The sequence below is a fragment of the Rhizobium rhizoryzae genome (genome assembly GCF_011046895.1).
Classification (GTDB): domain Bacteria; phylum Pseudomonadota; class Alphaproteobacteria; order Rhizobiales; family Rhizobiaceae; genus Neorhizobium; species Neorhizobium rhizoryzae.
The window spans coordinates 2,080,992-2,105,347 of sequence record NZ_CP049250.1; the positions used below are offsets into that span (position 1 = coordinate 2,080,992).

22 protein-coding genes are annotated in these 24,356 nt (G+C 58.8%); 13 read left to right on the top strand and 9 right to left on the bottom strand.

Annotated elements, in window-relative coordinates; translation table 11 throughout:
* Nucleotides 1–6: 6 nt before the first annotated feature.
* Together G6N80_RS15980 and G6N80_RS15985 are read right to left on the bottom strand one after the other, a co-directional pair.
* Entirely contained in the window at nucleotides 7–1,284 is a 1,278-nt protein-coding gene (locus tag G6N80_RS15980; protein ID WP_165135214.1) for a hypothetical protein, read from the bottom strand.
* Between the two features lie 153 nt (nucleotides 1,285–1,437).
* On the bottom strand, nucleotides 1,438–1,902 hold the full coding sequence (locus G6N80_RS15985) for a tRNA (cytidine(34)-2'-O)-methyltransferase (RefSeq protein WP_165135217.1): 465 nt from the start codon (nucleotides 1,900–1,902) through the stop codon (nucleotides 1,438–1,440).
* A gap of 400 nt (nucleotides 1,903–2,302) precedes the next feature.
* Here G6N80_RS15985 and G6N80_RS15990 point away from each other — a divergent pair, with 400 nt between their 5' ends.
* From G6N80_RS15990 to G6N80_RS16035, 10 genes are all read left to right on the top strand, one after another.
* Nucleotides 2,303–4,162: an ABC transporter ATP-binding protein gene (locus G6N80_RS15990; RefSeq protein ID WP_165135220.1), complete on the top strand. Its 1,860-nt coding sequence runs from the start codon at nucleotides 2,303–2,305 to the stop codon at nucleotides 4,160–4,162.
* Between the two features lie 198 nt (nucleotides 4,163–4,360).
* Nucleotides 4,361–5,368 carry an iron ABC transporter substrate-binding protein gene (locus G6N80_RS15995; protein ID WP_165135223.1) on the top strand — a complete coding sequence of 336 codons (1,008 nt, stop codon included), beginning with the start codon at nucleotides 4,361–4,363 and terminating at the stop codon, nucleotides 5,366–5,368.
* 153 nt (nucleotides 5,369–5,521) lie between these two features.
* Nucleotides 5,522–7,087, top strand: coding sequence for an ABC transporter permease (locus G6N80_RS16000; protein WP_425503930.1), 1,566 nt, complete (start codon nucleotides 5,522–5,524; stop codon nucleotides 7,085–7,087).
* Nucleotides 7,084–8,121, top strand: coding sequence for an ABC transporter ATP-binding protein (locus G6N80_RS16005; RefSeq protein WP_165135226.1), 1,038 nt, complete (start codon nucleotides 7,084–7,086; stop codon nucleotides 8,119–8,121). The genes G6N80_RS16000 and G6N80_RS16005 overlap by 4 nt, the downstream gene beginning before the upstream one ends.
* A 105-nt stretch (nucleotides 8,122–8,226) precedes the next feature.
* Nucleotides 8,227–10,095: an ABC transporter ATP-binding protein gene (locus G6N80_RS16010; protein WP_165135229.1), complete on the top strand. Its 1,869-nt coding sequence runs from the start codon at nucleotides 8,227–8,229 to the stop codon at nucleotides 10,093–10,095.
* A 392-nt stretch (nucleotides 10,096–10,487) separates the two neighbouring features.
* Nucleotides 10,488–11,066: a ubiquinol-cytochrome c reductase iron-sulfur subunit gene (gene petA / locus G6N80_RS16015; RefSeq protein WP_062554737.1), complete on the top strand. Its 579-nt coding sequence runs from the start codon at nucleotides 10,488–10,490 to the stop codon at nucleotides 11,064–11,066.
* Nucleotides 11,067–11,077: 11 nt separating this feature from the next.
* Entirely contained in the window at nucleotides 11,078–12,349 is a 1,272-nt protein-coding gene (locus tag G6N80_RS16020) for a cytochrome b (protein ID WP_062553988.1), read from the top strand.
* A gap of 22 nt (nucleotides 12,350–12,371) precedes the next feature.
* Nucleotides 12,372–13,250 (top strand): cytochrome c1, encoded by an 879-nt coding sequence (locus G6N80_RS16025; RefSeq protein WP_062553989.1) that lies wholly within the window; start codon nucleotides 12,372–12,374, stop codon nucleotides 13,248–13,250.
* An 89-nt stretch (nucleotides 13,251–13,339) separates the two neighbouring features.
* Complete coding sequence (locus tag G6N80_RS16030; protein WP_165135232.1) at nucleotides 13,340–13,882, top strand: adenine phosphoribosyltransferase; 543 nt, start codon at nucleotides 13,340–13,342, stop codon at nucleotides 13,880–13,882.
* A gap of 56 nt (nucleotides 13,883–13,938) precedes the next feature.
* Entirely contained in the window at nucleotides 13,939–14,553 is a 615-nt protein-coding gene (locus tag G6N80_RS16035) for a LysE family translocator (RefSeq protein WP_165135235.1), read from the top strand.
* 11 nt (nucleotides 14,554–14,564) lie between these two features.
* Here the strand turns inward: G6N80_RS16035 and G6N80_RS16040 are convergent, their stop codons facing one another.
* Both G6N80_RS16040 and G6N80_RS16045 read right to left on the bottom strand, forming a co-directional pair.
* Nucleotides 14,565–15,032, bottom strand: a complete 468-nt coding sequence (locus tag G6N80_RS16040) for a MaoC family dehydratase (RefSeq protein WP_165135238.1) — start codon at nucleotides 15,030–15,032, stop codon at nucleotides 14,565–14,567.
* Nucleotides 15,029–15,499, bottom strand: coding sequence for a MaoC family dehydratase (locus tag G6N80_RS16045; protein WP_062554738.1), 471 nt, complete (start codon nucleotides 15,497–15,499; stop codon nucleotides 15,029–15,031). The genes G6N80_RS16040 and G6N80_RS16045 overlap by 4 nt, the downstream gene beginning before the upstream one ends.
* A gap of 326 nt (nucleotides 15,500–15,825) precedes the next feature.
* On the opposite strand from G6N80_RS16045, the gene G6N80_RS16050 reads away from it, so the two are divergent.
* A complete protein-coding gene (locus G6N80_RS16050) occupies nucleotides 15,826–16,905 on the top strand; it encodes a hypothetical protein (RefSeq protein ID WP_165135241.1) in 1,080 nt (359 codons plus the stop codon).
* A 2-nt stretch (nucleotides 16,906–16,907) separates the two neighbouring features.
* On the opposite strand, the gene G6N80_RS16055 is transcribed toward G6N80_RS16050, so the two are convergent.
* The gene (locus G6N80_RS16055; RefSeq protein ID WP_165135244.1) at nucleotides 16,908–17,813 is read right to left on the bottom strand and encodes a LysR family transcriptional regulator ArgP; all 906 of its coding nucleotides are present in this window, start codon (nucleotides 17,811–17,813) and stop codon (nucleotides 16,908–16,910) included.
* A gap of 93 nt (nucleotides 17,814–17,906) precedes the next feature.
* Here G6N80_RS16055 and G6N80_RS16060 point away from each other — a divergent pair, with 93 nt between their 5' ends.
* On the top strand, nucleotides 17,907–18,515 hold the full coding sequence (locus G6N80_RS16060; protein ID WP_165135247.1) for a LysE/ArgO family amino acid transporter: 609 nt from the start codon (nucleotides 17,907–17,909) through the stop codon (nucleotides 18,513–18,515).
* Between the two features lie 84 nt (nucleotides 18,516–18,599).
* On the opposite strand, the gene ychF is transcribed toward G6N80_RS16060, so the two are convergent.
* Nucleotides 18,600–19,703 (bottom strand): redox-regulated ATPase YchF, encoded by a 1,104-nt coding sequence (gene ychF, locus G6N80_RS16065; protein WP_165137125.1) that lies wholly within the window; start codon nucleotides 19,701–19,703, stop codon nucleotides 18,600–18,602.
* 248 nt (nucleotides 19,704–19,951) lie between these two features.
* On the opposite strand from ychF, the gene clpS reads away from it, so the two are divergent.
* Entirely contained in the window at nucleotides 19,952–20,260 is a 309-nt protein-coding gene (gene clpS / locus G6N80_RS16070) for an ATP-dependent Clp protease adapter ClpS (protein ID WP_062553996.1), read from the top strand.
* 4 nt (nucleotides 20,261–20,264) lie between these two features.
* Here clpS and pth read toward each other — a convergent pair whose 3' ends face one another.
* From pth to G6N80_RS16085, 3 genes are all read right to left on the bottom strand, one after another.
* On the bottom strand, nucleotides 20,265–20,996 hold the full coding sequence (gene pth / locus G6N80_RS16075; RefSeq protein ID WP_062553997.1) for an aminoacyl-tRNA hydrolase: 732 nt from the start codon (nucleotides 20,994–20,996) through the stop codon (nucleotides 20,265–20,267).
* A gap of 109 nt (nucleotides 20,997–21,105) precedes the next feature.
* Nucleotides 21,106–21,834 (bottom strand): substrate-binding periplasmic protein, encoded by a 729-nt coding sequence (locus G6N80_RS16080; RefSeq protein ID WP_244484703.1) that lies wholly within the window; start codon nucleotides 21,832–21,834, stop codon nucleotides 21,106–21,108.
* A gap of 36 nt (nucleotides 21,835–21,870) precedes the next feature.
* The gene (locus G6N80_RS16085; RefSeq protein ID WP_062553999.1) at nucleotides 21,871–24,246 is read right to left on the bottom strand and encodes an EAL domain-containing protein; all 2,376 of its coding nucleotides are present in this window, start codon (nucleotides 24,244–24,246) and stop codon (nucleotides 21,871–21,873) included.
* Nucleotides 24,247–24,356: the final 110 nt, after the last annotated feature.

Here is a 24,356-nt window from a genome sequence, read left to right on the forward strand (position 1 = left end):
TAACGCTTACTTCCCTCTGCGGAAGCCGCGCTTTGGCTTGAAGGGAAGGGGTGCCGCCACAACCTTGGTCTCTTCTGCCGGAGCAGGCGTTGTTGTTATAAGCAGGGTTTCCCGCGTGTCTTCCGGCTGCGATGGCAAGGGGACGGCCTCGATCATGACATCCGGTTGCTGACCGGCTTCCTCGGGCGGCTCATTGCTCGCTTCCGGGACACTGTCCATTCTTGCTTCTGCCATCTCCGGCGCAGCAACGTCGATTGCGAGGGGCTGCTCTGCGGCATCTGCCGGGATGTGAGCTTCAGGCTTCTCAACAGCAAGGCTTTGAACCTGCTCCGCTACCGGGATGATTGCCGGTGTAGACAGCAGTTCGCTCAGGAGTGCCGTTACCGGAATGTGGTTCGGCAGTTCCGTATTCGTATGATGCAGTGCCTGCGGGACGATCCGGTCAGAGGGAATGGACTTTCGCGAATTGAGTTCGCCGAACCAATCCCATTCGCCCATGATGTCGATGACATCCCGGAACAGCGGTGGCATGGCGATACGGGCGCTGATCGTCACGATCTTGAGTGCTCCCGCCAGTTGGCGCGCGCGTTCCTTCTCATTCTCGGCCAGATCATAAAGCGCTTCCGACAAGACCAGATTGCCCTTCGAGTGACCGACGAGCAACTTCAGCGACAGACGAGGGTCGACCAGCAGCGCCCGTACCGTCTGGGTGTCGAGACTGCCCTGGCAAAGCTTGTCCGTGCTCAGACGGGTGGCAACACCGAATTGCGGGCGGCCGAAGAATTCATCCAGCTGTTCGAAGGCATGGCGTACGGAGTTCATGTAGCCAAACAGGAAATAGCCGCCCATGGCTTCGGTCACCGCATCTGCGAGGCCGTAACCCGAAATGACCACGGCCACCGGCTTGCCTGTCGCATCTGCGATATTGCGACCTAGCGCCGCAGAGCCGAGAGCGGAGCTGCCGACACCGGCGATCGCAAGTGTCTCGATCGTTGCTCCACCCGCCTGGAAGAAATCGTCCACGGTATCGCAAAGCCGCAGGGGATCTGCGCCTGTGGGCGGCACGATCAGGATCGCGCCTTCGGCTGCGAGACAACTGCTGATATAGAAGGCTTCTTCTGCCGTCACGCATTTGACGTCGTAGAACAGGGTGTCGAGCGTTGCGTTGCGGCGGCGCAAATGTTCCAGCGAGAGATTGCGGATCGGTGAATGCTGGAAACGCTCCGGCAGGCTGAGAGTACGGGCAAACTGCGTGATGTTATGCGTAAATGCTGAAGGGAACATCGACGTGTCTCCGGTTGCGGTGTTCGTTCCTAAATTATGTTCGTGACACTGGTGCGGCAGACGTTCGGGCCCGCTCACGCCATCATAATTGTGCGCTGCACACTGAGTGTGTCATAATCCTTCGCATTCGCCAATACTACCTGTAGCTGCTTTTCACCGCCAGGCGATTTGCCGCAGAGCCTCGCCGGTAATCATTGCTGCGGACATGGCCACATTGATGGAACGCTGTCCTTCGACCATGGGTATGATGATTCTCGCATCCGCCGTATTGTGAACATCATCCGGCACGCCCGCGCTTTCCCTGCCGAAGAGCAGTATGTCGTTTTCAGCATATACAAAATCGGTGTAGCGCTCGGCAGCCTTTGTCGATGCCAGCACAAGCCTGCGGCCTTCGCTCAGCCGCCACGCGTCGAACCGCTGCCAGTTGACGTGACGCGTCATGGTGACGCTTGCAAGATAATCCATGCCGGCTCTTTTCAGGTTCTTGTCTGACAGCACGAAGCCGGCGGGCTCGATGATGTCGACGCCGATGCCCATGCAGGCTGCGAGGCGGAGAATGGTGCCGGTGTTGCCGGGAATATCCGGCTGATAGAGCGCGATACGCAGGGCTGTGGTCATGCGGGGTCACCAAGTCAGGGATAGAAGACGTATTGGGTTTGCCTCATCCACAGGGCCTGTCACGCGACATTCACACGATCGCGGACTTTCGAGGGCACTCCGAGATTGCGGCTTTCCAATTTTTCCCGGAGGTGCTACACGCTTCGCAACCCGAGCGCTAGACAACCAACACACCAGACAAGGAGGCCCTACATGGATATGACCGTGCGTATGCGCCTTCTCCGGCCCAATCTTGTGGCACTGGTGTGAGCGCTTAACGGTTCTCGCCAAACTCCCGTTTCATTTCATCTCGTGGCCGCATCATGGCCTCGCCAATTGAATTTTGCATTTGCCTCACCATGTCCCGCACCAAGTGCACGGGACGGCGGCAATGCGTTCCGATCGACGGAGCCTTTACATCATGTTTTCCTGGTTCGAAAAACGTGTGAACCCTTATCCGGCGGGTGATCCCGCATTGCCCCCGAAGGGCCTGCTGGCGTTTTGCTGGTATTACACCAAGCCTGTCTGGCCCTGGCTTATGCTGCTTGGGATCTGCTCCATGGGCATAGCGGTACTGGAAGTGTTTCTCTACCAGTTCCTCGGCAATATCGTGGACTGGCTGAGCAATGCCGACCGCGCGACATTTCTGGCTAATGAAGGCTGGCGTCTGGCTGGCATGGCGGCGCTTCTGCTGCTGGCTTTGCCTGCCTTTGGCATCGTGCATACGCTGACCATGCACCAGGTGCTGGCTGGCAACTTCCCCATGATTGCCCGCTGGCAGATGCACCGCTTCCTGCTGCGTCACTCCATGACCTTCTTTGCCAACGAATTTGCCGGTCGCGTGTCCACCAAGGTCATGCAGACGGCGCTTGCCGTGCGCGAGGGCACGATCAAGATCATCGACGTCTTCGTCTACGCCATCAGTTTCTTCGTCTCCATGCTTGCCCTGGTCGCGACAGTGGACTGGCGGCTGGGCGTGCCGCTGGTGGTGTGGATCATCATCTACGGCCTCATTCTGCGCTTCTTCATCCCGCGTCTGCGCAAAAGCTCCAGCGAACAGGCTGATGCGCGCTCCATGATGACGGGCCGGATCGTGGACAGCTATACCAACATCGCAACGGTGAAGCTCTTCTCCCATGCAGGGCGCGAGGAAACCTATGCCCGCGAAGGCATGGACGAATTCCTTGGTACGGTTCACCGCCAGATGCGGCAGATTTCCCTGCTCAACATGGCGGTCGACGTGAACAATGCCATCGTTCAGTTCTCGGTGGCCGCGCTTGGCATCTGGTTCTGGCTTCAGGGCAATGTCTCGGTGGGCGCGATTGCTGTCGCCATTGGTCTGTCCATGCGTATCAACGGCATGTCGCAGTGGATCATGTGGGAAGTGGCCGCGCTCTTCGAAAGCATTGGCACGATCTACGACGGCATGGGCATGATGACGAAGCCGCATGACATCGTCGACAAGCCTGCGGCCAAGGCGCTCACTGTGCCGAAGGGTGAGATCGTCTACGATGGCGTTCGTTTCCACTACGGGAAGAAGAAGGGCGTGATCGAAGACTTCTCGCTGACCATTCGTGCAGGCGAGAAGGTCGGCCTTGTTGGTCGCTCCGGTGCCGGCAAGACGACGCTGATGAACCTGCTGTTGCGGTTCTACGATGTCGAGAAGGGGCAGATCCTGATCGATGGACAGACTATCTCGCATGTCGCGCAGGACAGTCTGCGTGCAAACATCGGCGTGGTGACGCAGGACACGTCTTTGCTGCATCGATCGATCCGCGACAACATTGCCTATGGTCGTCCCGAGGCAACCGATGAGGACGTTATCGAGGCCGCAAAGCGGGCCAATGCCTGGGAATTCATCCAGACGCTCGCCGACCAGCAGGGCAGGACGGGCTTGAGCGCCCATGTGGGCGAGCGAGGTGTCAAGCTCTCCGGTGGCCAACGCCAGCGTATCGCGATTGCGCGCGTGTTCCTCAAGGATGCGCCCATTCTCATTCTGGACGAGGCGACTTCTGCGCTGGATTCAGAGGTGGAAGCCGCCATTCAGGAAAGCCTGTTCGAGTTGATCGAGGACAAGACCGTCATCGCCATTGCGCATCGGCTGTCCACGCTGACGCAGATGGATCGCCTGATCGTACTCGATCAGGGCCGCATCATCGAGCAGGGAACGCATGCGGAACTGGTCAGCCATGGTGGCGTCTATGCCGATCTGTGGAACCGGCAGTCCGGCGGTTTCCTGAGTGACGAGGACAGCGAGGAAGAGACTGAGGCGGCCGAATAGGTCGCCTCAATCGAGGCGGGAAATTCAAAGTACTTATCATCCGATGATCGTCGTATCCTATCTGGTGCGGCGATATCTTGACGCAGATCGTCCAATTTCCCTGCATGGCGACGTGTTCAAACTTGAAAGTCACAATCAAATAAATCTATAGAGCCTCACGCCTGTGGAGCCGCAGGTCTCGTTGAAGGAGATTTATCGATGAAGTCAGTCAGCCGCTTGTCCACGCTGTTTGCCATTGCGCTTGCAGGCACCGGTTTCGCAGGCATCGTCCATGCAGCGGATGGCGAAGGCATCGTCGTCTACAATGCCCAGCATGAGAGTCTCGGTCGCGAGTGGATCGAAGCTTTCACCAAGGCAACCGGCATCAAGGTAACCATGCGCCAGGGCGGCGACATGCAGTTTGCCAACCAGTTGATCCAGGAAGGGGCGGCGTCTCCTGCGGATGTGTTCCTGACCGAGAATTCTCCCGCCATGACGCTGGTCGATGGGGCCGGTCTCTTCGCGCCGGTGGATTCTGCCACGCTCGCCCAGGTTCCGGAACAGTTCCGTCCTGCCAATGGTAATTGGACGGGTATTGCCGGCCGCTCCACGGTCTTTGCCTATGACAAGACGAAGCTGACGGAAGACAAGCTGCCGAAGTCCATGCTGGATCTCGCCGACCCGGCGTGGAAGGGTCGCTGGGGTGCATCTCCTGCCGGGGCCGATTTCCAGGCGATCGTCGGTGCTCTTCTCGCCACGAAGGGCGAGCAGGCAACCGGGCAGTGGCTGAAGGCGATGAAGGAAAATTCCGTTGCCTACAAGGGCAACAGTGTTGCCATGAAGGCCGTCAACGCGCATGAAGTCGAAGGTGCAGTGATCTATCACTATTACTGGTTCGGTGATCAGGCCAAGACCGGCGAGAACAGCAAGAATGTCGGCCTGCACTACTTCCGCAACCAGGATCCGGGCGCGTTCCTGAGCGTTTCCGGTGGTGGTGTTCTGAAATCCAGCAAGCATCAGAAGGAAGCGCAGGAATTCCTGAAGTTCGTGACCGGCCAGGGTGGACAGGACATTCTGAAGAACGGCACCTCCTTCGAATATGCCATCAACGGCGATGCCAATGCCAAGCTGGTGCCGATCAAGGATCTGCAGGCACCCAAGGTGGACGCCTCCAAGCTGGACAGCAAGAAGGTTGTCGAACTCATGACGGCGGCGGGTATTCTCTGATCGGCTTCTAGCCTGTTGAGTTCTGACTGACAAACTTCTAATCAGACTGAGCGACCGTGGCCGCAAGGCACGGTCGTTTTGGCATTTCCCGCGCGGCTTTGAGAGCGTGGCCTGAACGGAGTGAGCGAACCCTTGTTGCAGCGTGCCTCATCGCTGAGGCGGTCAAGCGGCCGCACCGGCGGACATCGGTTTCTGCCAGCGCTCCGTCCGCATCCGGTGGCGACGCTGCTGGCGCTTTGTGTCGCGCTTTTCAGCCTGCTGCCGCTTGGTTTCATTGTGTTGGTCACTTTCGATGTGGGCTGGGAAACAGTGCGCGAACTGGTGTTTCGTCCGCGCGTTGGCGAACTGCTGATCAACACGGTCTACCTCGAAGTCGTCACCATCCCGATCTCGATTGTCGTAGCGGTGGGTCTTGCCTGGTTGACGGAGCGGACAGATCTGCCGTTTCGGCGTTTCTTTTCGGGGCTTGCCGTCGCGCCGCTTGCCATTCCAGCCTTCGTTCACAGCTATGCCTGGATCACGTTCCTGCCCGGCATGCGCGGCCTGTGGAGTGCCGTCTTCGTGGCGGTGCTTGCCTACTATCCATTTCTCTATCTGCCGGTAGCCGCCTCGCTTCGCAGGCTGGATCCCGCGCTGGAAGACGCCGGTGCGTCGCTTGGCCTGTCACCGTTCAAGGTTTTCCTGCATGTGGTCCTGCCGCAGCTTCGCCTTGCCATCTGCGGCGGTTCATTGCTGATTGCGCTGCATCTGCTGTCCGAATACGGGCTGTTCGTGATGATCCGCTTCGATACCTTCGCGACCGCCATCGTCGATCAGTTCCAGTCTTCCTATAACAGCCCTGCCTCCAACATGCTGGGCGGGGTTCTGGTGCTCTGCTGCCTGCTTCTTCTGCTGCTGGAAATAATCCTGCGCGGCAACGAGCGCTATGCGCGAGTTGGCACCGGCACTGCCCGTCCGTCCGTCGTTCATGCTCTCGGCCCGTTGACCCTGCCGTGCCTCCTGCTGCCAATCCTCGTCGCCGGTCTTGCCATCGGTGTGCCGCTTTACACGCTGGGGCGCTGGCTGTGGCTGGGCGGGCTTGCCATCTGGCAGGCCGATATGCTGGGCAACGCCCTGCTTCAGACACTTGTGCTTTCCCTGTTCGGCGGAGTGCTGGCGACTGCACTCGCCGCACCCATGGCGTGGCTCTCCGTACGGGCGCCCGGTCGTGTGCAGCGGATTCTGGAAGCGTGCCACTATTATGTCGGCTCACTTCCGGGTGTCGTCGTGGCCTTGGCGCTGGTGACTGTTACCGTTCGCTATTTCATGCCGCTTTACCAGACCTTCGCTACGCTTCTGGCGGCCTATGTGCTTCTGTTTCTGCCGCGCGCCATGGTGGGCTTGCGCGCCAGCATTGCCCAGGCGCCGGTGGAGCTGGAACGGGCGGCGACCGCCCTTGGGCGACCACCACGGCGGGCAGTCTTTGAAATCACCTTCCGGCTGGCGGCACCGGGGGCCGCAGCCAGTGTAGCGCTTGCGGCTCTCGGCATCGCCAACGAGCTGACGGCAACGCTGATGCTTTCGCCACTTGGCGTGGATACGCTCGCCACTCGCTTCTGGTCACTGACGAGCGAGATCGACTATGTTTCCGCGGCACCCTATGCGGTGATGATGGTGGTGCTTTCCATGCCGATGACGCTTTATCTTCATCTCCAGTCCAAGCGGGTGGCAGGACAATGACCGTGCTTTCCATCGAAAACGTCTCCAAGCGATATGGTAAGGTCCAGGCGCTGGATCAGGTGAGTGTCGAAGCCACGTCCGGCATGCGCACCGCCGTCGTTGGTCCCTCCGGCTCCGGCAAGACGACGCTTCTGCGGATGATTGCGGGTTTCGAGACGCCGGATAGCGGGCGCGTTTCAGTTGGTGGCGAGCTGCTGGCTGATGCCGCGACAAGCGTGCCGGCACATCTTCGCTCGATTGGCATTGTCGCGCAGGATGGCGCGCTGTTTCCCCATTTGACGGTTGCGGACAATATCGGCTTCGGCATTTCCCGCGCGGACCGGCAGCGCAACGAGCGAATTCTTTCGCTGCTGGATATGGTGGAACTGGATCAGGGCATGCTGTCGCGCCGTCCGCACCAGCTGTCCGGCGGTCAGCAGCAGCGTGTGGCGCTTGCCCGTGCGCTGGCTTGTCGTCCGCGCCTGATGCTGCTCGACGAGCCTTTTTCCGCACTCGATACCGGCCTGCGGGAGAACATGCGCAAAACGGTGTCACGTCTGCTGCAATCGGCGGGTGTCACCACCATTCTGGTTACGCATGACCAGGAAGAGGCGCTTTCCTTCGCCGATCGCGTAGTGGTGATGCGGGAGGGCAGGGTGGTGCAGGCGGGTACGCCGCAGGAGCTTTATTTTCATCCGAAGGATCGTGCCACGGCTCTTTTCATGGGCGATGCCGTGCTGCTTCCGGCCATTGCCAAGGGCAGCATCGCCAATTGCGCCCTGGGCAATGTGTCCATTGACGGTCACCACAAGGGCAAGGTGGAAATCATGCTTCGGCCCGAGCAGATCCGTATCGCCAGTGACAGCGGCTCCGACGACACCACGGGGCAGGTTGTCGATGTGGAATTTTCAGGCGCCACCTCCACCATCGCGGTTGCGTTGAATGGGGCGGCGCTGCCGCCTATTCGCATCAAGACCTCCAGCGTAGCGCTTCCGTCACCCGGTTCCTATGTGCGTCTCGATGTGGCGGAAAAGGCCCACGTACTGGAGGCATGATTTTTTCTTTCCAGCTGCAAGATAAGCCAGTTGCAAAATGGTCTGGCCTCAAGATGAAGAGGCTTTAACTTTGCCTCCTCATGGAATCCGCCTATATCGGGCTCCATGATATTTTCATCCATCGCGCGCCGTTTCGAAACCTGGCTGGATCCTTTCGCACACAAGGTCAATCTGCGCCCGCCATCCGGCACCATCGCTTTCATCTGGTTCTACATACGCCAAGCCAAATCGCCCTTTGTCGCCATGCTCGTACTGGGCGGAATGACGGCTGCCATCGAGGCGGCGCTCTTCTGGTTTGTCGGCCGGCTGGTCGATATTCTGGCGGGAACGGACCGAGCCGCCGGATGGGCCGGTCTTCTGGCCGCGCATGGCTGGGAACTGGCAGGCATGCTGGTGCTGATTGCCGTTGTCCGGTTTCTTGTCGCCATGGCCAATGCACTGGTGGACCAGCAGATCATCACGCCGGGATTTTACAATCTCGTGCGCTGGCAGAGTTACCAGCACGTAGCGCGCCAGTCGCTCTCGTTTTTCCAGAATGATTTTGCGGGCCGCATCGTCACCAAGGTCTGGTCCGGCGGGCAGGCGACCGGCGATCTCGTGACCTCCCTCATGGAAAGTGTCTGGTTTGTCGGCATTTATTCGGTCTCGATGCTGACGCTCGTCGGCGGTCTGGATTGGCGCCTTGCGGTGATCGTGCTGGTCTGGGTCGGCATTTTCTCGATGCTTGCCCGCTATTTCGTGCCGCGAATCCGTTTCCATTCGCGCGAGACGGCGGAGGCCGCATCCATGCTGAGCGGACGCATGGTCGATGCCTACAGCAATATCCAGACGCTGCGCCTGTTCGGGCGCGACGAAGCCAATGATCGCTACATGCGCGAGGGCTTCGAGGTCTTCCAGAACACGACGCTGATGTTCACGCGGTTCATTACCGGCGTGCGCGCGTCCATGGCTTTGCTGTCCGGCGTCATGATCACCAGCATGGCCGCGCTGTGCATCCACCTCTGGCTGGATGGTCGGATCAGTTCCGGCGCCGTGGCCTTTACGCTGGCGCTCGTGCTTCGCCTGAATTTTCTGCTGGGACGGCTGATGACGCAGTTCAACGGCATCATGCGAAACTACGGTACCGTGCAGAATGCGGCCGACCTGATTTCTCAGCCGATCGATCTCGCAGACCCGCCAAACGCTCCGGCGCTCGTGGTGCGCGAGCCGGAAATCCGTTTCGAGGATGTGAGCTTTCACTATGGTCGCGGGAAAGGCGTGCTAGAGCATCTCAATCTGACGATACGCCCCGGCGAAAAGGTGGGCATCGTCGGGCGTTCGGGTGCGGGAAAGTCCACGCTGGTCAATCTGCTTTTGCGCTTTTACGACCTCGAAGGCGGACGCATTCTGATCGACGGGCAGGATATCTCGAAGGTCCGCCAGGAGAGCCTGCGCGCCCAGATCGGCATGGTCACGCAGGATACGTCGCTGCTGCATCGCTCCGTCCGCGACAACATTCTGTTCGGGCGTCCGGACGCGGATGAGGCTTTGCTGGTGCAGGCGGCAAAGCGTGCCGAAGCCTATGATTTCATCGAGAAGCTTCAGGACCAGCGCGGCCGTACTGGCTTTGATGCGCATGTGGGAGAGCGCGGCGTGAAGCTGTCCGGCGGTCAGCGCCAGCGTATTGCGATTGCGCGCGTCATGCTGAAAGATGCCCCAATCCTCGTTCTGGACGAGGCGACGTCCGCGCTCGATTCGGAAGTGGAAGCGGCCATTCAGGCGCATCTCGATGCGCTGATGCAGGGCAAGACAGTGCTTGCCATCGCCCATCGCCTCTCCACCATCGCTGCTCTCGACCGGCTGATCGTGATGGATAAGGGCCGCATCGCGGAGCAGGGCACGCATACGGAACTGATCGCGAGCGGCGGTCTCTATTCGGAACTATGGGCGCGGCAATCGGGCGGGTTCATTGCGGTTGAGCCGGGCACGGACTGAAGCGCAAGCTCTGTTAGGAGACCTCATCCGACTTGATTTATATCAAGTGCGGTGTGCGGGCAGCCTTTATGGGGGTAAAACCTGACATTCGCAAGATGTGCGACATTCTATCTCACTGGCGCACAGCCCCGATCCAGCGAATCATGCTAGTGACAGTTGATAAGGTCCGGGGCAGGGCGTGCCGTGACCATCGTTCCAGGGGGAGCGGTGTTGCGTTGCGCCATCTGGGCGCGACAATCTGCCGATAGCTGAGTGGGGAGGCTGGACATATCCTGCGATCACGCTTAGACAAATTTCGGGGAGAATAGCGACCAATTTGTGTCCGAATTGGACTCGCAAGGGTGAGGGGCAATGCAAATTCAGTACATTTCTGCGCAGAGGATGGGTTGAACGTGAGCGAGCACGACACGAATAGCGGCACCGTGGGCGAGCCCACACGCCGTGATTTCCTTTATTTGACAACAGGTATGGCAGGTGCGGTTGGTGCCGTTGCGGTTGCATGGCCCTTTATCGATCAGATGCGGCCTGATGCTTCGACGCTTGCGCTCGCCTCCATCGAGGTGAACGTGGCCAGCGTCCAGCCGGGCATGTCGCTGACGGTGAAGTGGCGCGGCAAGCCCATCTTCATCCGTAACCGCACGCCGAAGGAAGTTGAAGAAGCCAAGGCTGTGGCTCTGGCGGACCTCAAGGACCCGGTTGCACGCAACGCCAACCTCGCGGCCGATGCCAAGGCAACAGATCTGGACCGTTCCGCGGGCAAGGATAAGGAAAACTGGATCGTCATGGTCGGCTCCTGCACCCATCTGGGTTGCGTTCCGCTCGGCCAGTCCGGTGATTTCGGCGGCTGGTTCTGTCCTTGCCACGGCTCGCACTATGATACGGCGGGTCGTATTCGCAAGGGTCCAGCCCCGCAGAACCTTGCAATTCCGACATTTACATTTGCTTCCGATACTGTGATCCGGATCGGCTGAGGGGACACGACATGAGTGGTGGGCATTCCAACTATCAACCATCGACGGCTGTCGAAAAATGGATCGACGCGCGGCTTCCCCTGCCGCGCCTGATGTATGACAGCTTCGTCGCTTATCCTGTTCCGCGCAACCTGAACTACGCCTACACCTTCGGCGGCATGCTGGCCGTGATGCTGGTGGTGCAGATCCTGACCGGTGTGGTTCTGGCCATGCATTATGCGGCGGAAGTCACCGTCGCCTTCAATTCCGTCGAAAAGATCATGCGCGACGTGAACCACGGCTGGCTGCTGCGCTACATGCATGCCAACGGCGCGTCGTTCTTCTTCATCGCGGTTTATCTGCACATTGCCCGCGGCTTGTACTACGGCTCCTACAAGGCGCCCCGCGAAATCCTCTGGATCCTCGGCGTGGTTATCTTCCTGCTGATGATGGCAACCGCCTTCATGGGCTATGTTCTGCCATGGGGCCAGATGTCATTCTGGGGTGCAACGGTCATCACCGGTTTCTTCACGGCCTTCCCGCTGGTGGGTGAGTGGATCCAGCAGTTCCTGCTCGGCGGCTTTGCCGTTGACCAGCCGACGCTGAACCGCTTCTTCGCCCTGCATTACCTGCTGCCGTTCATGATTGCAGGCGTTGTCATCCTGCACGTCTGGGCGCTGCATGTGACGGGCCAGACCAACCCGACGGGCGTTGAAGTCAAGACCAAGACCGATACGGTGCCCTTCACGCCCTATGCGACGTTGAAGGATGCGCTCGGCCTGTCCGTGTTCCTGATGGTCTATGCCTGGTTCGTCTTCTACATGCCGAACTATCTGGGTCACCCGGATAACTACATCATGGCGGACGCGCTGAAGACCCCGGCACACATCGTTCCGGAATGGTACTTCCTGCCGTTCTACGCCATGCTGCGTGCGATCACTTTCAACGTCGGCCCGATCGATTCCAAGCTCGGTGGCGTTCTGGTGATGTTCGGCGCGATCATCGTGCTGTTCTTCCTGCCGTGGCTCGATACGTCGAAGGTTCGTTCCGCAGTGTATCGTCCCTGGTACAAGCTGTTCTTCTGGATCTTCGTTGCCAACTCCATCATGCTGGGCTGGCTCGGCGCCATGCCGGCGGAAGGCCTCTACGTTGTCTTCTCCCAGATCGGGACAGCCTATTACTTCGGCTTCTTCCTTCTCATCATGCCTCTTCTCGGCCTTCTGGAAACGCCGCGCAGAATACCAAACTCGATTACCGAAGCGGTTCTCGAGAAGCAGGGAAAACCTGCGGCGGCTCAGGCCTGAAGCGAGAGAGAGGACAACGATAATGAAAAAGCTTGTAACGAGCCTCGCTCTGGTCGCCTCACTGGCAGCCTTTGGCATCTCTTCGGCACAGGCCGAGGAGGGACACGGGCTGGCGGAAGCAACGCAGCACGCAATTCAGGGTGGCCACTTTCCCGTCCTGAAGCCGAAGAACCTTGAGTGGTCCTTTGCCGGTCCGTTTGGAAAATACGACAAGGGTCAGTTGCAGCGCGGCCTGAAGATCTACAAAGAAGTTTGTGCTGCCTGTCACTCGATGAATCTGGTGGCGTTCAGAACGCTTGAGAACCTCGGTTACTCGGAAGCCCAGGTGAAGGCCTTCGCTTCGGAATATGAAGTTCAGGACGGCCCGAATGATGATGGTGAGATGTTCACCCGCAAGGCTGTGCCTTCGGATCACTTCCCGTCGCCATTCCCGAACAAGCAGGCCGCGGCAGCAGCCAATGGTGGCGCAGCTCCGCCGGACTTCTCCCTGATTGCCAAGGCGCGCGGTGTAACCCGTGGCTTCCCGCTCTTCGTGGGTGACATCTTCACGCAGTATCAGGAAGGTGGTCCGGACTATATCTACTCGCTGCTGACCGGTTACCAGGAAGCGCCGCAGGGTGTCGACGTTCCGACGGGAACGCATTTCAACCCGTATTTTGCCAACGCTGTCGCGCTCGCTATGGCGCCGCCGCTCTCGGATGGCCAGGTGACCTATGACGACGGTTCACCGCAGACTCTCGACCAGTATGCGAAGGACGTTTCGGCGTTCCTGATGTGGGCTGCCGAGCCGCATCTCGAAGAGCGCAAGCGGACCGGTTTCATGGTCATGGTCTTCTTGGCAATCTTCACGATCCTGGTCTACCTGACGAAGAAGTCGGTTTATGCAAACAAGGAACATTGAGCCCAGCGCTCATATTCTCTAGAAAGGCGGCTTCGGCCGCCTTTTTTGTTGGCGGCATCCCTGTTCACCCTTCTGGACGTTTGAATCCCATGGCCGATATCCAACAGACCCTTGCTGCCTCGATCCGCGCTATTCACGATTATCCGAAGCCGGGGATCATCTTCCGCGATATCACGACGCTTCTGGGGGATGCTGCAGCGTTTCGCAGCGCGGTCGATGAGCTGGTCCGTCCCTATGCGGATCTGGCTGTCGACCAGATTGCGGGTATCGAGGCGCGCGGGTTCATTCTGGGCGGTGCCATGGCGCATCAACTTTCGGCAGGCTTCGTTCCAATTCGCAAGAAGGGCAAGCTGCCGCACACAACCGTTCGCGTGGCCTATAGCCTCGAATATGGCGTCGACGAGATGGAAATGCATGTCGATGCGGTGAAGCCGGGGGATAAGGTCATTCTCTGCGACGATCTGATCGCGACGGGCGGCACAGCTGAGGGCGCTGTGAAGCTGCTGCGTCAGTTGGGTGCCGAGGTGGTGTCCGCCTGTTTCGTCATTGATTTGCCGGAGCTGGGCGGGCGCAAGAAGCTGGAGGCGCTTGGCGTTGAGGTTCGCACGCTTGTGTCGTTCGACGGGCATTGACGGCTGAGCAGCGCTCTGTTCTGCTGCGGTTCCATTGATGTCCGCAGGAGGGGCAGATGGAATTCACATCGCTGATTGGGTTTGCGCTCGCATTCTTCATTTTCGCGGCCAGTCCCGGCCCGGATAATATGACGATCCTTGCGCGTTCGCTTCATCACGGCGCGGCATCGGGTTTGGCCTACGGTCTCGGTACGGTAACAGGTATCCTCATCTTCCTGTCCCTTGCGGCCTTCGGCTTGTCCGCCTTCGCATCAGAGATGGGGTGGGCGATGGTGGTGCTCCGCTATCTCGGAGCAATCTACCTGATCTGGATGGGATGTCGGCTGTGGACTGCGCCCGCTGCCGTACCGGAAGCGCGGCATGTGGCCGGTCACGGGGAATTATGGCGCGGTTATCTGGCGGGGGTGTTTCTTAATCTCGGAAACCCCAAGATGCCGCTGTTCTATATCGCTCTGCTGCCAAACGTCGTTGATGCGCATCTCTCGCTCGGCGATTTCAGTCTGCTGGCGGCGGCAATCCTGATCGTCGAGGCCCTTGTGATTGGCGGGCACATTCTGCTTGCCTTGCGCACACGCGGGTTACTGCGCAATCCTGTGGTCCTGCGCCGTCTCAACAGAGGCGCAGGCGCTTTGATGGTGGGAGCCGGCGCCACGGTGATCGTGGCCCGCTGAGCTCGTGCTCCTCAGGTGAATTCCAGCACGCTGCTTTCGAACCGAATAACGGTCTCGCCGTTCTGGTTGACGCCTTCATTCAGGGTCGAGTTCAGCCAGACGCCCGGGCGCGAAACCAGTTCGCGGCTGTTGAGCAGTGTTGTATAATAGGTGATCCGGTCGCCGGCATAGACCGGCTTCAGCCACTGGAGCTTGCGAAAGCCGGGCGAGGGGCCGAGCTTGGGCGGGGCAATGCCTTGCTTGTGCAATCGGATGCATTCCTTGGTCCAGTAGGCCAGAAAGGTTTTCATCCAGCCCGCTGCACTCTGCCATCCGGAAGCGCACAGGCCGCCGAACACGAAATCCTTGGCAGCCTCGGCATCCAGATGGAAGGGCTGAGGATCGAACTTCCGCGCAAAGCCGATGATGCTGTCTGTGGTAAACTCCATGGTGCCCACTTCGAGACGCGTGCCGACCGGGTTGAGTTCAGCCATTCTCATGGTGCAGTCTCCTGAGCATTCCGCATCCGGAACATGATTGCCTGCTCCAGTACGCAGACGGTTTCACCGCGCTGGTTGTCGACTTCGCTTCGCATACGGATCAAGCCGATGCCGGGCTTTGAGCGGAGTGTTCTGGCCTCCAGAACCACCGCCTGTCCGGAGAGGGTATCGCCTGCCAGAACCGGCTTTTTCCAGTCCATGAAGTCGACGCCCGGCGCACCCTCACAGGTGGAGTTGAGCAGAAAGCTGTCGATTGTCATGCGCATGTGCAGGGCAGAGGTATGCCAGCCGGAAGCCGCCAGACCGCCTAGAATGCTCGCTTTGCCGGCCTCCTCGGAAAGATGCATTGGCTGCGGATCGTATTCGGAAGCGAATTCGATGATCTCTTCAGCACTCACCGTCAGCGGACCGAGCGGAAATGCGCGCTCGGGGGTGAAGTCTTCAAAGTGAAGCTTCCCATTCGTCATGCCTGGTTCCTTCATGAGACTGGATTGTCTTTGATGAATAGCGTTTCATCGAACGTGTTCCAACAGCTGTTTTAGCAATTCAAGAGGTAGGCCCTCATCACGCTCGTTCCTGAAATGCTTTGCGGGGGTCGATGGTATGCAATGAATTCACGGTCGCGTCCATTCCTGGTTGCGGCTTTCTCTCTTGGTCCGTCTCAGAAGTGCGACAGTTGATACAAGCCTTCGAAAGGTAGACTCTAGGTCGCTCGCGATAATGGACAATGGCCAGTCGCAGAGATTATTCAAGACGGTGGGAGTTCTGCTCTCAAGGCATCGGGAGGAGAAACATGACCAAGCTGAGAGCCGCACTGCAGGGTGCTGTCGAGAAAGGGCTTGTTGATGCCGCCAAGGTCGCGGATCTCGAACGGCATTTGTCGAAATCGCTTGCCTTGCCTGCTGGCTCCGTGGCGGACAGTATGCTTTCCTCCCCTCCTGATACGGAAGCCCCCCGGTTTCTACGTGGTTTTCATGACGTGCTTATCAGCATCGGCATCCTGATCCTGTTTGCCGGCCTCTGGGGGCTCGGCAATATTTTCGTCATCACGCCGGCCATCATTCTCCTGTCTGAAATACTGGTCGCGCGCCAGCGTCTGGCCTTGCCTGCGGTCGTGCTGACCATTTCGGCTGCGGCGGTGACGTGGATTGCGGGTTTGGTGATTCTGGGCGATTACGTCGATGCTGATACGTCGCTGGGTCTTGCCGCTTATGTGGCTCCGTTTCCGGCGGTGCTCGGGCTCTATGCCTTGCGTTACCGGGTTCCGCTTGCCGTTGCGCTCTTCATCGCGTCCTGTCTGGCGCTGGCAACGATGCTTGTCTTTGCACTGCTGGAGCGCGTGTTCGGGGTTCAGCATTTCATCACCAGCTATCCGTTTCTGCTGGTCTGCATTCTGTTGCTCTCGGCGGGCGGGCTGTTTGCCATTGCAATGCGTTTTGATCTTGCCGATCGCCATCGGATTTCAAGAAGCGCCGATATTGCCTTCTGGCTTCATCTGATGACGGCGCCTGCCTTGCTGTATGCCGTTCTTTCCTTTGTCATCTACCTCCAGACGGGGGCGCTGAGAGTAACGCCGGAGAGCTGGCAGGGTGATCTGGCCCTACCGATCGTTTTCGTAGTCTCCTGCCTGATGCTGGTGGGCATTCTGATTGACCGGCGCGCGTTCGCGACCTCGGGTCTTGTGGCACTTGTCGTCGCCGTTATCGGGATCCTGAAGGAACAGCAACTGACCGGCGATCTGATCGTGTTCATGGCGCTTGCCGTTGTCGGCATCGTCGTGCTGCTGGTGGGTGTGGGATGGCGTTATCTGCGCCAACGGGTGCTGGAACTGTTTCCGCCCGCCATGGCCGAAAAGCTGCCGCCCGTGGCTTGAACTTAGAACGGTCGGTTCATGTTGCTCCGCGCATAGGCAACGATGGTCTCTGTCAGGACCTTGAGAGGCGTTGCGGCGGAGGACTTTATCTGCCAGTACAGCGGAACGTCGATCGGATGTGCAGGCGCCAGATCCACGAGTGTGCCATTGGCGAGATGGTGGTGCAAAAGATAAAGCGGGCTCATGCCCCATCCCAATCCCAGCAGACAGGCATCGATAAAGGCATGGCTGGACGGGAGCCAATGGTTCGGAAATGCGACCTGTTGGCCGGTGACCTTGCGAACCCAGATGTCCTGTAGACTGTCCTTGCGGTTGAAGACAATGCCGGGCGCCTTCTGCAGCGTCTCTTTCGTCAGTCCATTGCTGAAATATCGCTGGCGGAAGGCGGGTGAGGCGGTCGCAAGATAGGTCATGGCACCGAGCGAGAAGGTCTTGAAGCCCGCAACAGGTTCCGGCTGTGCGGTGACTGCACCGATAGCCCGACCTGCTTTCAGAATGTCCGTCGTATGATCCTGATCATCCACAATCACATCGAACAGATAGCCCGTACTGAAACTGGCGCCGGCGGCGGCGCTGAGAAACCAGGTGGCGAGACTGTCGGAATTGACCGCTAGCGGGATCGTAACCCGGTCCTCGCTGTCACGGTTGGGAGGCAGGGGCGGGAGGGCGGCGGAAAGGTCATGCTCCAGCATCAGGACCTGCTCGACATGGCGACAGATCAACTCGCCCTCGCTGGTCGCGGTGCAAGGCTGGCCACGTACAATCAAGATCGTGCCAAGGCGTTCTTCCAGCGCCTTGACCCGCTGCGAAACCGCAGAAGGTGTAACGGACAGCTTCTGGGCAGCCTTTTCGAAGCTGCCCGTGCGCACCACCATCGCCACCGCCTGCAATCCGCCATAGTCCAGCATCGAATTATTTTTCCTTAATCCGCGTTAGAAGCCTTCATTTTACTTAACTCGCATGGCCGGTTAATTCCAGATCATTCAGTGAGAGGAAATGCTGTGATCACAACGGCCTACACGACGGGTTTCAGTATCGGGCTTAGCCTCATCGTCGCAATCGGGGCTCAGAATGCCTTCGTGCTGCGGCAGGGTTTGCGAAACGAGCATGTTCTGGCCGTTGCCCTGACCTGCGCGCTTTCCGATGCATTGCTTATCTTCTTCGGCGTCAGCGGTTTTCAGCAAATCCTTGCGTCTGCACCATGGATTGATCCCGTCATGCGCTATGCGGGGGCGGCTTTTCTACTGTGGTATGGCGCGCGCAGCCTGCATTCTGCCGTGACGGGATCTTCCAGCCTCGTGATCACGCAGGGCGCAGGACTGCCTTTCTCGACGGTGATCTCCACCTGTCTTGCCTTCACCTGGCTCAATCCGCATGTCTATCTTGATACGGTCGTGCTGGTAGGGACGCTTTCAACCCGCTTCCCGGGCGAGGAACTGATTTTCGCAGCAGGAGCATCAACGGCTTCACTGGTCTTCTTTTTCTCGCTCGCTTACGGCGCGACTTATCTGAGGCCCCTGTTTGCGAAGCCCTCGGCGTGGCGCTTACTCGATACCTGCATCGCTCTCATCATGTGGACGATTGCCGCAACTCTGCTCTTCGAGGTTTGAGCCTCTTCGCGAACAACAAAGCCGCCGGTGCGGGCGCAGCGGCGGCCTGTGAAGAGCGAAGGTCGCCCTGATCAGCTATCGCGATCAGGTGTTGAAGCGGAAATGGATGACGTCGCCGTCATTCACGACATATTCCTTTCCTTCATCGCGACCCTTGCCCGCTTCCTTGGCGCCGACTTCGCCCTTGAAGGCAATGTAGTCGTCATAGGAAATGGTGAAGGCGCGAATGAAGCCGCGTTCAAAATCGGAGTGGATAACGCCTGCCGCCTGTGGCGCCTTGGTGCCGCGAACAATGGTCCAGGCACGCGTTTCTTTCGGGCCAACGGTGAAGTAGGTGATCAGATCGAGCAGGTGGTAGCCAGCGCGGATCAAGCGATCAAGGCCTGCTTCGTCAAGGCCGAGCGCAGAGAGGAATTCGGTTGCTTCCTCTTCCGGCAGTTGAGCGACTTCCGCTTCGATGGCGGCGGAAATGATGACGCATTCTGCGCCCTGTTCCTTCGCCATGGCGGCAACCGCTTCCGTATGCTCGTTACCCGTGGCGGCATCTGCTTCCGCGACGTTGCAAACATAGAGAACCGGATGGGAGGTCAGCAGGTTGAGGCCCTTGAGAACGGCAATCTCATCGGTTCCCAGTGTCTTCAGCAAGAGGCGAGCCGGCTTGCCCTCATTGAGAAGCTTGATCACGGCTTCCATGACAGGAAGCTGCGCGAGCGATTCCTTGTCCTTGCCGGTCGCACGCTTGCGGGTCTGTTCCACGCGGCGTTCAAGGCTTTCGAGATCCGCCAGCATCAGTTCGGTTTCGATGGTTTCGGCGTCACCGACCGGGTTGATGCGGCCTTCGACGTGGGTGATGTCGTCATCCTCGAAGCAACGCAGAACGTGGACCACAGCATCCACTTCGCGAATGTTGGCGAGAAACTTGTTGCCGAGACCTTCACCCTTCGAGGCGCCGCGCACCAGGCCGGCAATATCCACGAAGGAAATGCGGGTCGGGATGATTTCCTTCGAGCCCGCGATGGAAGCCAGCTTCTGCATGCGTGCATCCGGCACGGCCACTTCACCCGTATTGGGTTCAATGGTGCAGAAGGGATAGTTGGCGGCCTGTGCAGCAGCCGTTTTCGTCAGCGCGTTGAAGAGTGTCGACTTGCCGACATTGGGCAGGCCGACGATGCCGCATTTAAAGCCCATAAGGGTTGACCCGTCGTTGATTTCGATTTGGCTTCGGCTATGGGGGAAAGAGGCCATCGGGTCAAGGGCAAGCGACCACAGCAAAAGCTTAAATCCCGTCTGGAAAGGCCTGCGCGACTTGTCCGCGACCTTTGCAGAGATTATGATCCGGTCTGTCGCGGGGCTGATGCCCGTCGCGCATCTTGCCATCTATCAATATCCGTGCTGATCGCTTGTGAGCGACAATCGAGCCTGTTGGGAACGCGGCCATGAGTGAGAATACGACAGTCAAGCCGACGACAAAGGCGAAGCCAAAGCTCGAAAGACCCAAGCTCTACAAGGTCATTCTCCTGAACGACGACTACACGCCGCGCGAATTCGTGACGATCGTGCTGAAGTCAGTGTTCCGCATGAGCGCGGAAGCCGGACATCGCGTGATGATGACAGCGCACCGCATGGGGCTCGCTGTCGTTGTCGTCTGTGCCAAGGATATTGCCGAGACGAAGGCGAAGGAAGCGGTGGATCTCGCAAAGGAGGCCGGGTTCCCGCTCATGTTCATCACCGAACCGGAGGAGTGAACCTTCACTCCCCCTTCGGGCCGAACATCTTCTTCAGCATGTCTGCCATGGGGCCCGACGCCGGAAGGGCAGGGCCACGATTGCTGCGCGCCTGATGGATGTGGGACTGGCTGGCGGGCTTGGGGGGCTTTGGCGCCTTTGCAGGTTTTGTCGTCGCGTCCGCACTCTGGTCACCGGTGGCAAGCGCGATCTTGTTCATGAGTTGCGAATCTTCACCCTTCACAAGATGGCCGATGTTGGCGGCGATCGCATCGAGCAGTGTCTCAAGCCAGGGCTGATCTGATTTCGCAAAGTCGCCCAGAACATGGTTATGAACCAGTTCCTTGGCGCCGGGATGGCCGATGCCCAGCCGAAGGCGTCTGTAGTCCTTGCCGCAATGGGCATCCAGCGATTTCACACCGTTATGCCCGCCGTGTCCGCCACCTGTCTTGATGCGCGCCTTGCCGGGAGGAAGATCGAGTTCATCGTAGATCGCGACAATGTTCTGCGGACCGAGCTTGTAGAATCGCATGGCTTCACCAACCGCTTCTCCGGAGAGATTCATGAAGGTCTGCGGCTTCATCAACAGGACCTTCTCCCCGTTGATTTCGCCTTCGGAAATCTCGGCCTTGAACTTCTTCGACCAGGAGCCAAAGCCGGGCAGGCGCTGGATTGCATCAACGGCCATGAAGCCGATGTTATGGCGATTGCCGCGGTATTGACTGCCCGGATTTCCCAAGCCTGCGATGATGATCATGATGGTTTGGACCTTTGCTCTCGATCGCTTTCCCACTCCGAAAGGGCAGTAAAGTCAAGAGCGATGTCGTCAGGCGGGCCTTTGCTGGGCAGACACGTGGCTACGCAAGTTAACGAGGCGGCATCAGGCCATACTTGCGCAAGATGCGATCCTGTTCCCCGCTGGAGCGCAGGGTATCCAGAGCAGCCTGCATTCTAGCGATCAGGTCGGGCGAGATCTCGCGATTGCAGGCAATGCCCAGTTTTTGCTCCGAGAAGATCATCAGGCGGCGCAATTCCGCACCTTCACGGATCAGCTTGTTGTAGACCGATTCCGACATCGGGATCAGGTCGATGCGTCCCGCCATCAGCTTTGCCAGCGAGGTCTCGAAATTTGCGCTGACATCGATTTTCTCGAAGCCCTTATCCTTCAGCAGACTTTGCGTATAATCGCCCCGCTGTGTGCTGACGGTATAGCGCCGCGCCTGCTCGATTGTGCGGGCGTCGACCGGCGACGACTTGAGCGCAACGAGCAAGTTGATATCCGAGAAGAAGGGGGTGACCCACTGAAAGGTCTTCTCGCGTTCCTTGGTGCGGGCTGCGGCAAAGACGCAATGATCCTTCGAGGTTTCCGCAAGCGCCAAAGCTCTGGCCCAAGGCATGACTTCAATTGTGTAGCTGGCTTTGACGCTGCTGGCGCGCATGATGGCATCCACCAGATCGACGCCGACCCCTGACGGTTTACCGGTCGACGAAATAAAGCTGTAGGGGGGATAGGATTCCGTGGTGAACGTCAGATGCTCGGCGTGTGCCGACGATGCCATCAGCGCCAGTATGCCTGTCAGGAGAAGTCGTTTCACGCTCACCCCCAGTTGAATCGCTAATACAGTTTGCGCTTATGCAATGCGAGATTCCAGCAAATTCGCGGTCGTGTTCAGATTTGTGATGAGATCCGGCACGGCCATGGGCTTGGAGAAGAGATAGCCCTGTGCACAATCGACGCCGATGGCGCGCAACTGCGTGAACTGCTCCTCCGTTTCCACTCCCTCGGCGACCACGATACAGTTCATCTTATGCGAGATGGCAGTGATACCTTCCATCAGCATGCGATTTTTCTGCTTGATCTCGACTGCATCGGTCCCGAGAGATTTCACGAAGGACTGATCGATCTTGACGATGTCGACCGGGAAGCGGCTCAAATAGCTTAGCGAAGAATAGCCCGTTCCGAAGTCGTCCAGTGCGATACGGCAGCCGAAACTGTGCAACTGATCCAGGATTGTGCGGATTTCCGGGTTGTCGTGCATCAGAACCGCTTCGGTGATTTCTATCACGACCTGGCTGGGGCTGAGTCCGAAACGGGCCGCATGGGCTGCGATGCGCGTCGGCAAGCTGTGCTCGAACTGCAGCGGCGAGAAGTTCACGGCTACGTAGCAGCGCTCCATGCCCGGTATGCGGCATACCTTTGCGAGACTTTCGAGCGCATCCTCCAGGATCTCATTGCCAATCCTGTCTATTGAGCCGGTTTCTTCGGCAACACTGACGATGGCGGCTGGAGACTGCAAACCTTTGCGGGGATGGCGCAGGCGCATCAGGGCCTCGAAGCCCATGGTAGAGCGGGTGCGCGTATCGACGATGGGCTGGAAATGTGCCTCGAACCAGCTGTTCGCGAGCGCTGCCTCGATGTCGGCCTCGATTTCGGCCCTCTGGCGTGTGCGATCCAGTATTGCCTCATCATAGATGCTGGCGCCGTTCTTGCCATCGCGTTTGCGGGCGTACATTGCCATGTCGGATCGCTGAAGAAGTTCCGCGGCGCTTTCGGCGTGCTCCGGATAGACCGCAAGGCCGATGCTGGCGCTGAGGCGCACCGAGGCGCTGTCGAGCTCGAAGGGGGCATCGAAAGCCGCGACGACCTGCATACAGATCTGCGATGCTCTTGCCTTTGCATCCTTGCCGGTAATGAGAAGAGCAAATTCGTCCCCGCCCAAACGGGAGGCGCAATCCTCAGCGGTGACCAGCGGAGACACACGCTCGACGAATTCGCACAGCACACGGTCTCCGGCCGCATGTCCCAAAGTATCGTTGATCGATTTGAACCTGTCGAGGTCGATGAACAGACAGGCGACGTCGGTCTTGCTCTCGTCTGCCTCTGCAATCTTCTCATCGAGTGCGACCTCGAAGCCCTGGCGGTTCAGAAGGCCGGTCAAGTGATCGGTGATGGCCTGATGATGATTGCGGATCTCGGACTGTTTGAGCTCGGTCACATCCGTCATGACGCTGAGCGAGGTCGGCAGTTCAGCGGATGCCGACTTGAGAAGCGTTTCCATGATAAGCACGTCGATGATGCGATCATCTGCACATTGAAAGCGGACTGTGACGCCGTGGCTGGCGTTGCCACCGTCTGCCTCGCTTCTACGGTCGAGATAGACCGGACGGTCTTCGGGAACGATGAGATCAACAAAGGGCCGCCCCAGGACATGGCGACGGCTATAGCCTGTGGCAAGAAGCCAATAATCGCTGACAGCCCAGATCATGCCGTCGGCATCCAGCGAGAAGAGCATGGCGGGCGTCAGATTGTAGATCTCGGTTGTCTGCTGGTGAGCGCGCTTGAGTTCCCGCTCTTCACGGTCCAGCTGGATCTGCATTTCATTGAAGCTTTTCGCCAGCCGGCCCATCTCGTCCTTCGAGCGCCAGTCGACGTGGTGGCGCGAGCCAAGGCGACGCGTCGCCTCGACTGCCGCCGTCAGGCGGAGGAGGGGCCTAATGACCATGAGCCGGTTGCCCACGATTGCCGCTGCGAACACCACGAGGATCGCGACCGCGAATATGGAGATCAATGTGATCTCCATGCGGTTCAATGCCGAAAACAGCCCAACCCTATCATAATGAATGGTGATGGTGCCAATGCGCTGGATACTGTCGGGCGCCCGGTAGACGATAGGTCGCGACATCTTCTCCAGATCTTCGCTGCTGTCGCGCAGATTGCTCTCCGTGACGTCGAACTTGCCTATCGTATCGGTGACCTGAACAACGCGAATTGCACCTTCGCCCACAAGCTGCTCGGTGATCTGGCGGATACTCTCAATGTCGAGATCCCAGAGCGGTTTGGAAAGAGCCTGGGCATTGGCCCCAATCAGAACCTGAATGCGCTCATGCTGGCTCTCGCTGGCCTGCTGGGAAGACAAAGCAAGAAACAGGGAGAAAAGCGGAGCAACAACGATGACCAGAGCTGCAGAAATGATCGCAATGAAGCGGCTTTCGACAGATCGTGTCATCAGTTTCTCCCTCGCGCGTTCCAGCAGTGTCGCCGGATCTCGACGTAAGCTTCCTAGACCGTGGCATGTATTCTTTAAATTTCACTGAAACCGGACGAATCCCGTTCAAT

Coding starts and splice junctions, on each gene's coding strand:
- G6N80_RS15980 (WP_165135214.1), bottom strand. CDS start 1,284: ATGTTCCCTTCAGCATTTACGCATAACATCACGCAGTTTGCCCGTACT.
- G6N80_RS15985 (WP_165135217.1), bottom strand. CDS start 1,902: ATGACCACAGCCCTGCGTATCGCGCTCTATCAGCCGGATATTCCCGGC.
- G6N80_RS15990 (WP_165135220.1), top strand. CDS start 2,303: ATGTTTTCCTGGTTCGAAAAACGTGTGAACCCTTATCCGGCGGGTGAT.
- G6N80_RS15995 (WP_165135223.1), top strand. CDS start 4,361: ATGAAGTCAGTCAGCCGCTTGTCCACGCTGTTTGCCATTGCGCTTGCA.
- G6N80_RS16005 (WP_165135226.1), top strand. CDS start 7,084: ATGACCGTGCTTTCCATCGAAAACGTCTCCAAGCGATATGGTAAGGTC.
- G6N80_RS16010 (WP_165135229.1), top strand. CDS start 8,227: ATGATATTTTCATCCATCGCGCGCCGTTTCGAAACCTGGCTGGATCCT.
- G6N80_RS16020 (WP_062553988.1), top strand. CDS start 11,078: ATGAGTGGTGGGCATTCCAACTATCAACCATCGACGGCTGTCGAAAAA.
- G6N80_RS16025 (WP_062553989.1), top strand. CDS start 12,372: ATGAAAAAGCTTGTAACGAGCCTCGCTCTGGTCGCCTCACTGGCAGCC.
- G6N80_RS16030 (WP_165135232.1), top strand. CDS start 13,340: ATGGCCGATATCCAACAGACCCTTGCTGCCTCGATCCGCGCTATTCAC.
- G6N80_RS16035 (WP_165135235.1), top strand. CDS start 13,939: ATGGAATTCACATCGCTGATTGGGTTTGCGCTCGCATTCTTCATTTTC.
- G6N80_RS16040 (WP_165135238.1), bottom strand. CDS start 15,032: ATGAGAATGGCTGAACTCAACCCGGTCGGCACGCGTCTCGAAGTGGGC.
- G6N80_RS16045 (WP_062554738.1), bottom strand. CDS start 15,499: ATGACGAATGGGAAGCTTCACTTTGAAGACTTCACCCCCGAGCGCGCA.
- G6N80_RS16050 (WP_165135241.1), top strand. CDS start 15,826: ATGACCAAGCTGAGAGCCGCACTGCAGGGTGCTGTCGAGAAAGGGCTT.
- G6N80_RS16055 (WP_165135244.1), bottom strand. CDS start 17,813: ATGCTGGACTATGGCGGATTGCAGGCGGTGGCGATGGTGGTGCGCACG.
- ychF (WP_165137125.1), bottom strand. CDS start 19,703: ATGGGCTTTAAATGCGGCATCGTCGGCCTGCCCAATGTCGGCAAGTCG.
- clpS (WP_062553996.1), top strand. CDS start 19,952: ATGAGTGAGAATACGACAGTCAAGCCGACGACAAAGGCGAAGCCAAAG.
- pth (WP_062553997.1), bottom strand. CDS start 20,996: ATGATCATCATCGCAGGCTTGGGAAATCCGGGCAGTCAATACCGCGGC.
- G6N80_RS16085 (WP_062553999.1), bottom strand. CDS start 24,246: ATGACACGATCTGTCGAAAGCCGCTTCATTGCGATCATTTCTGCAGCT.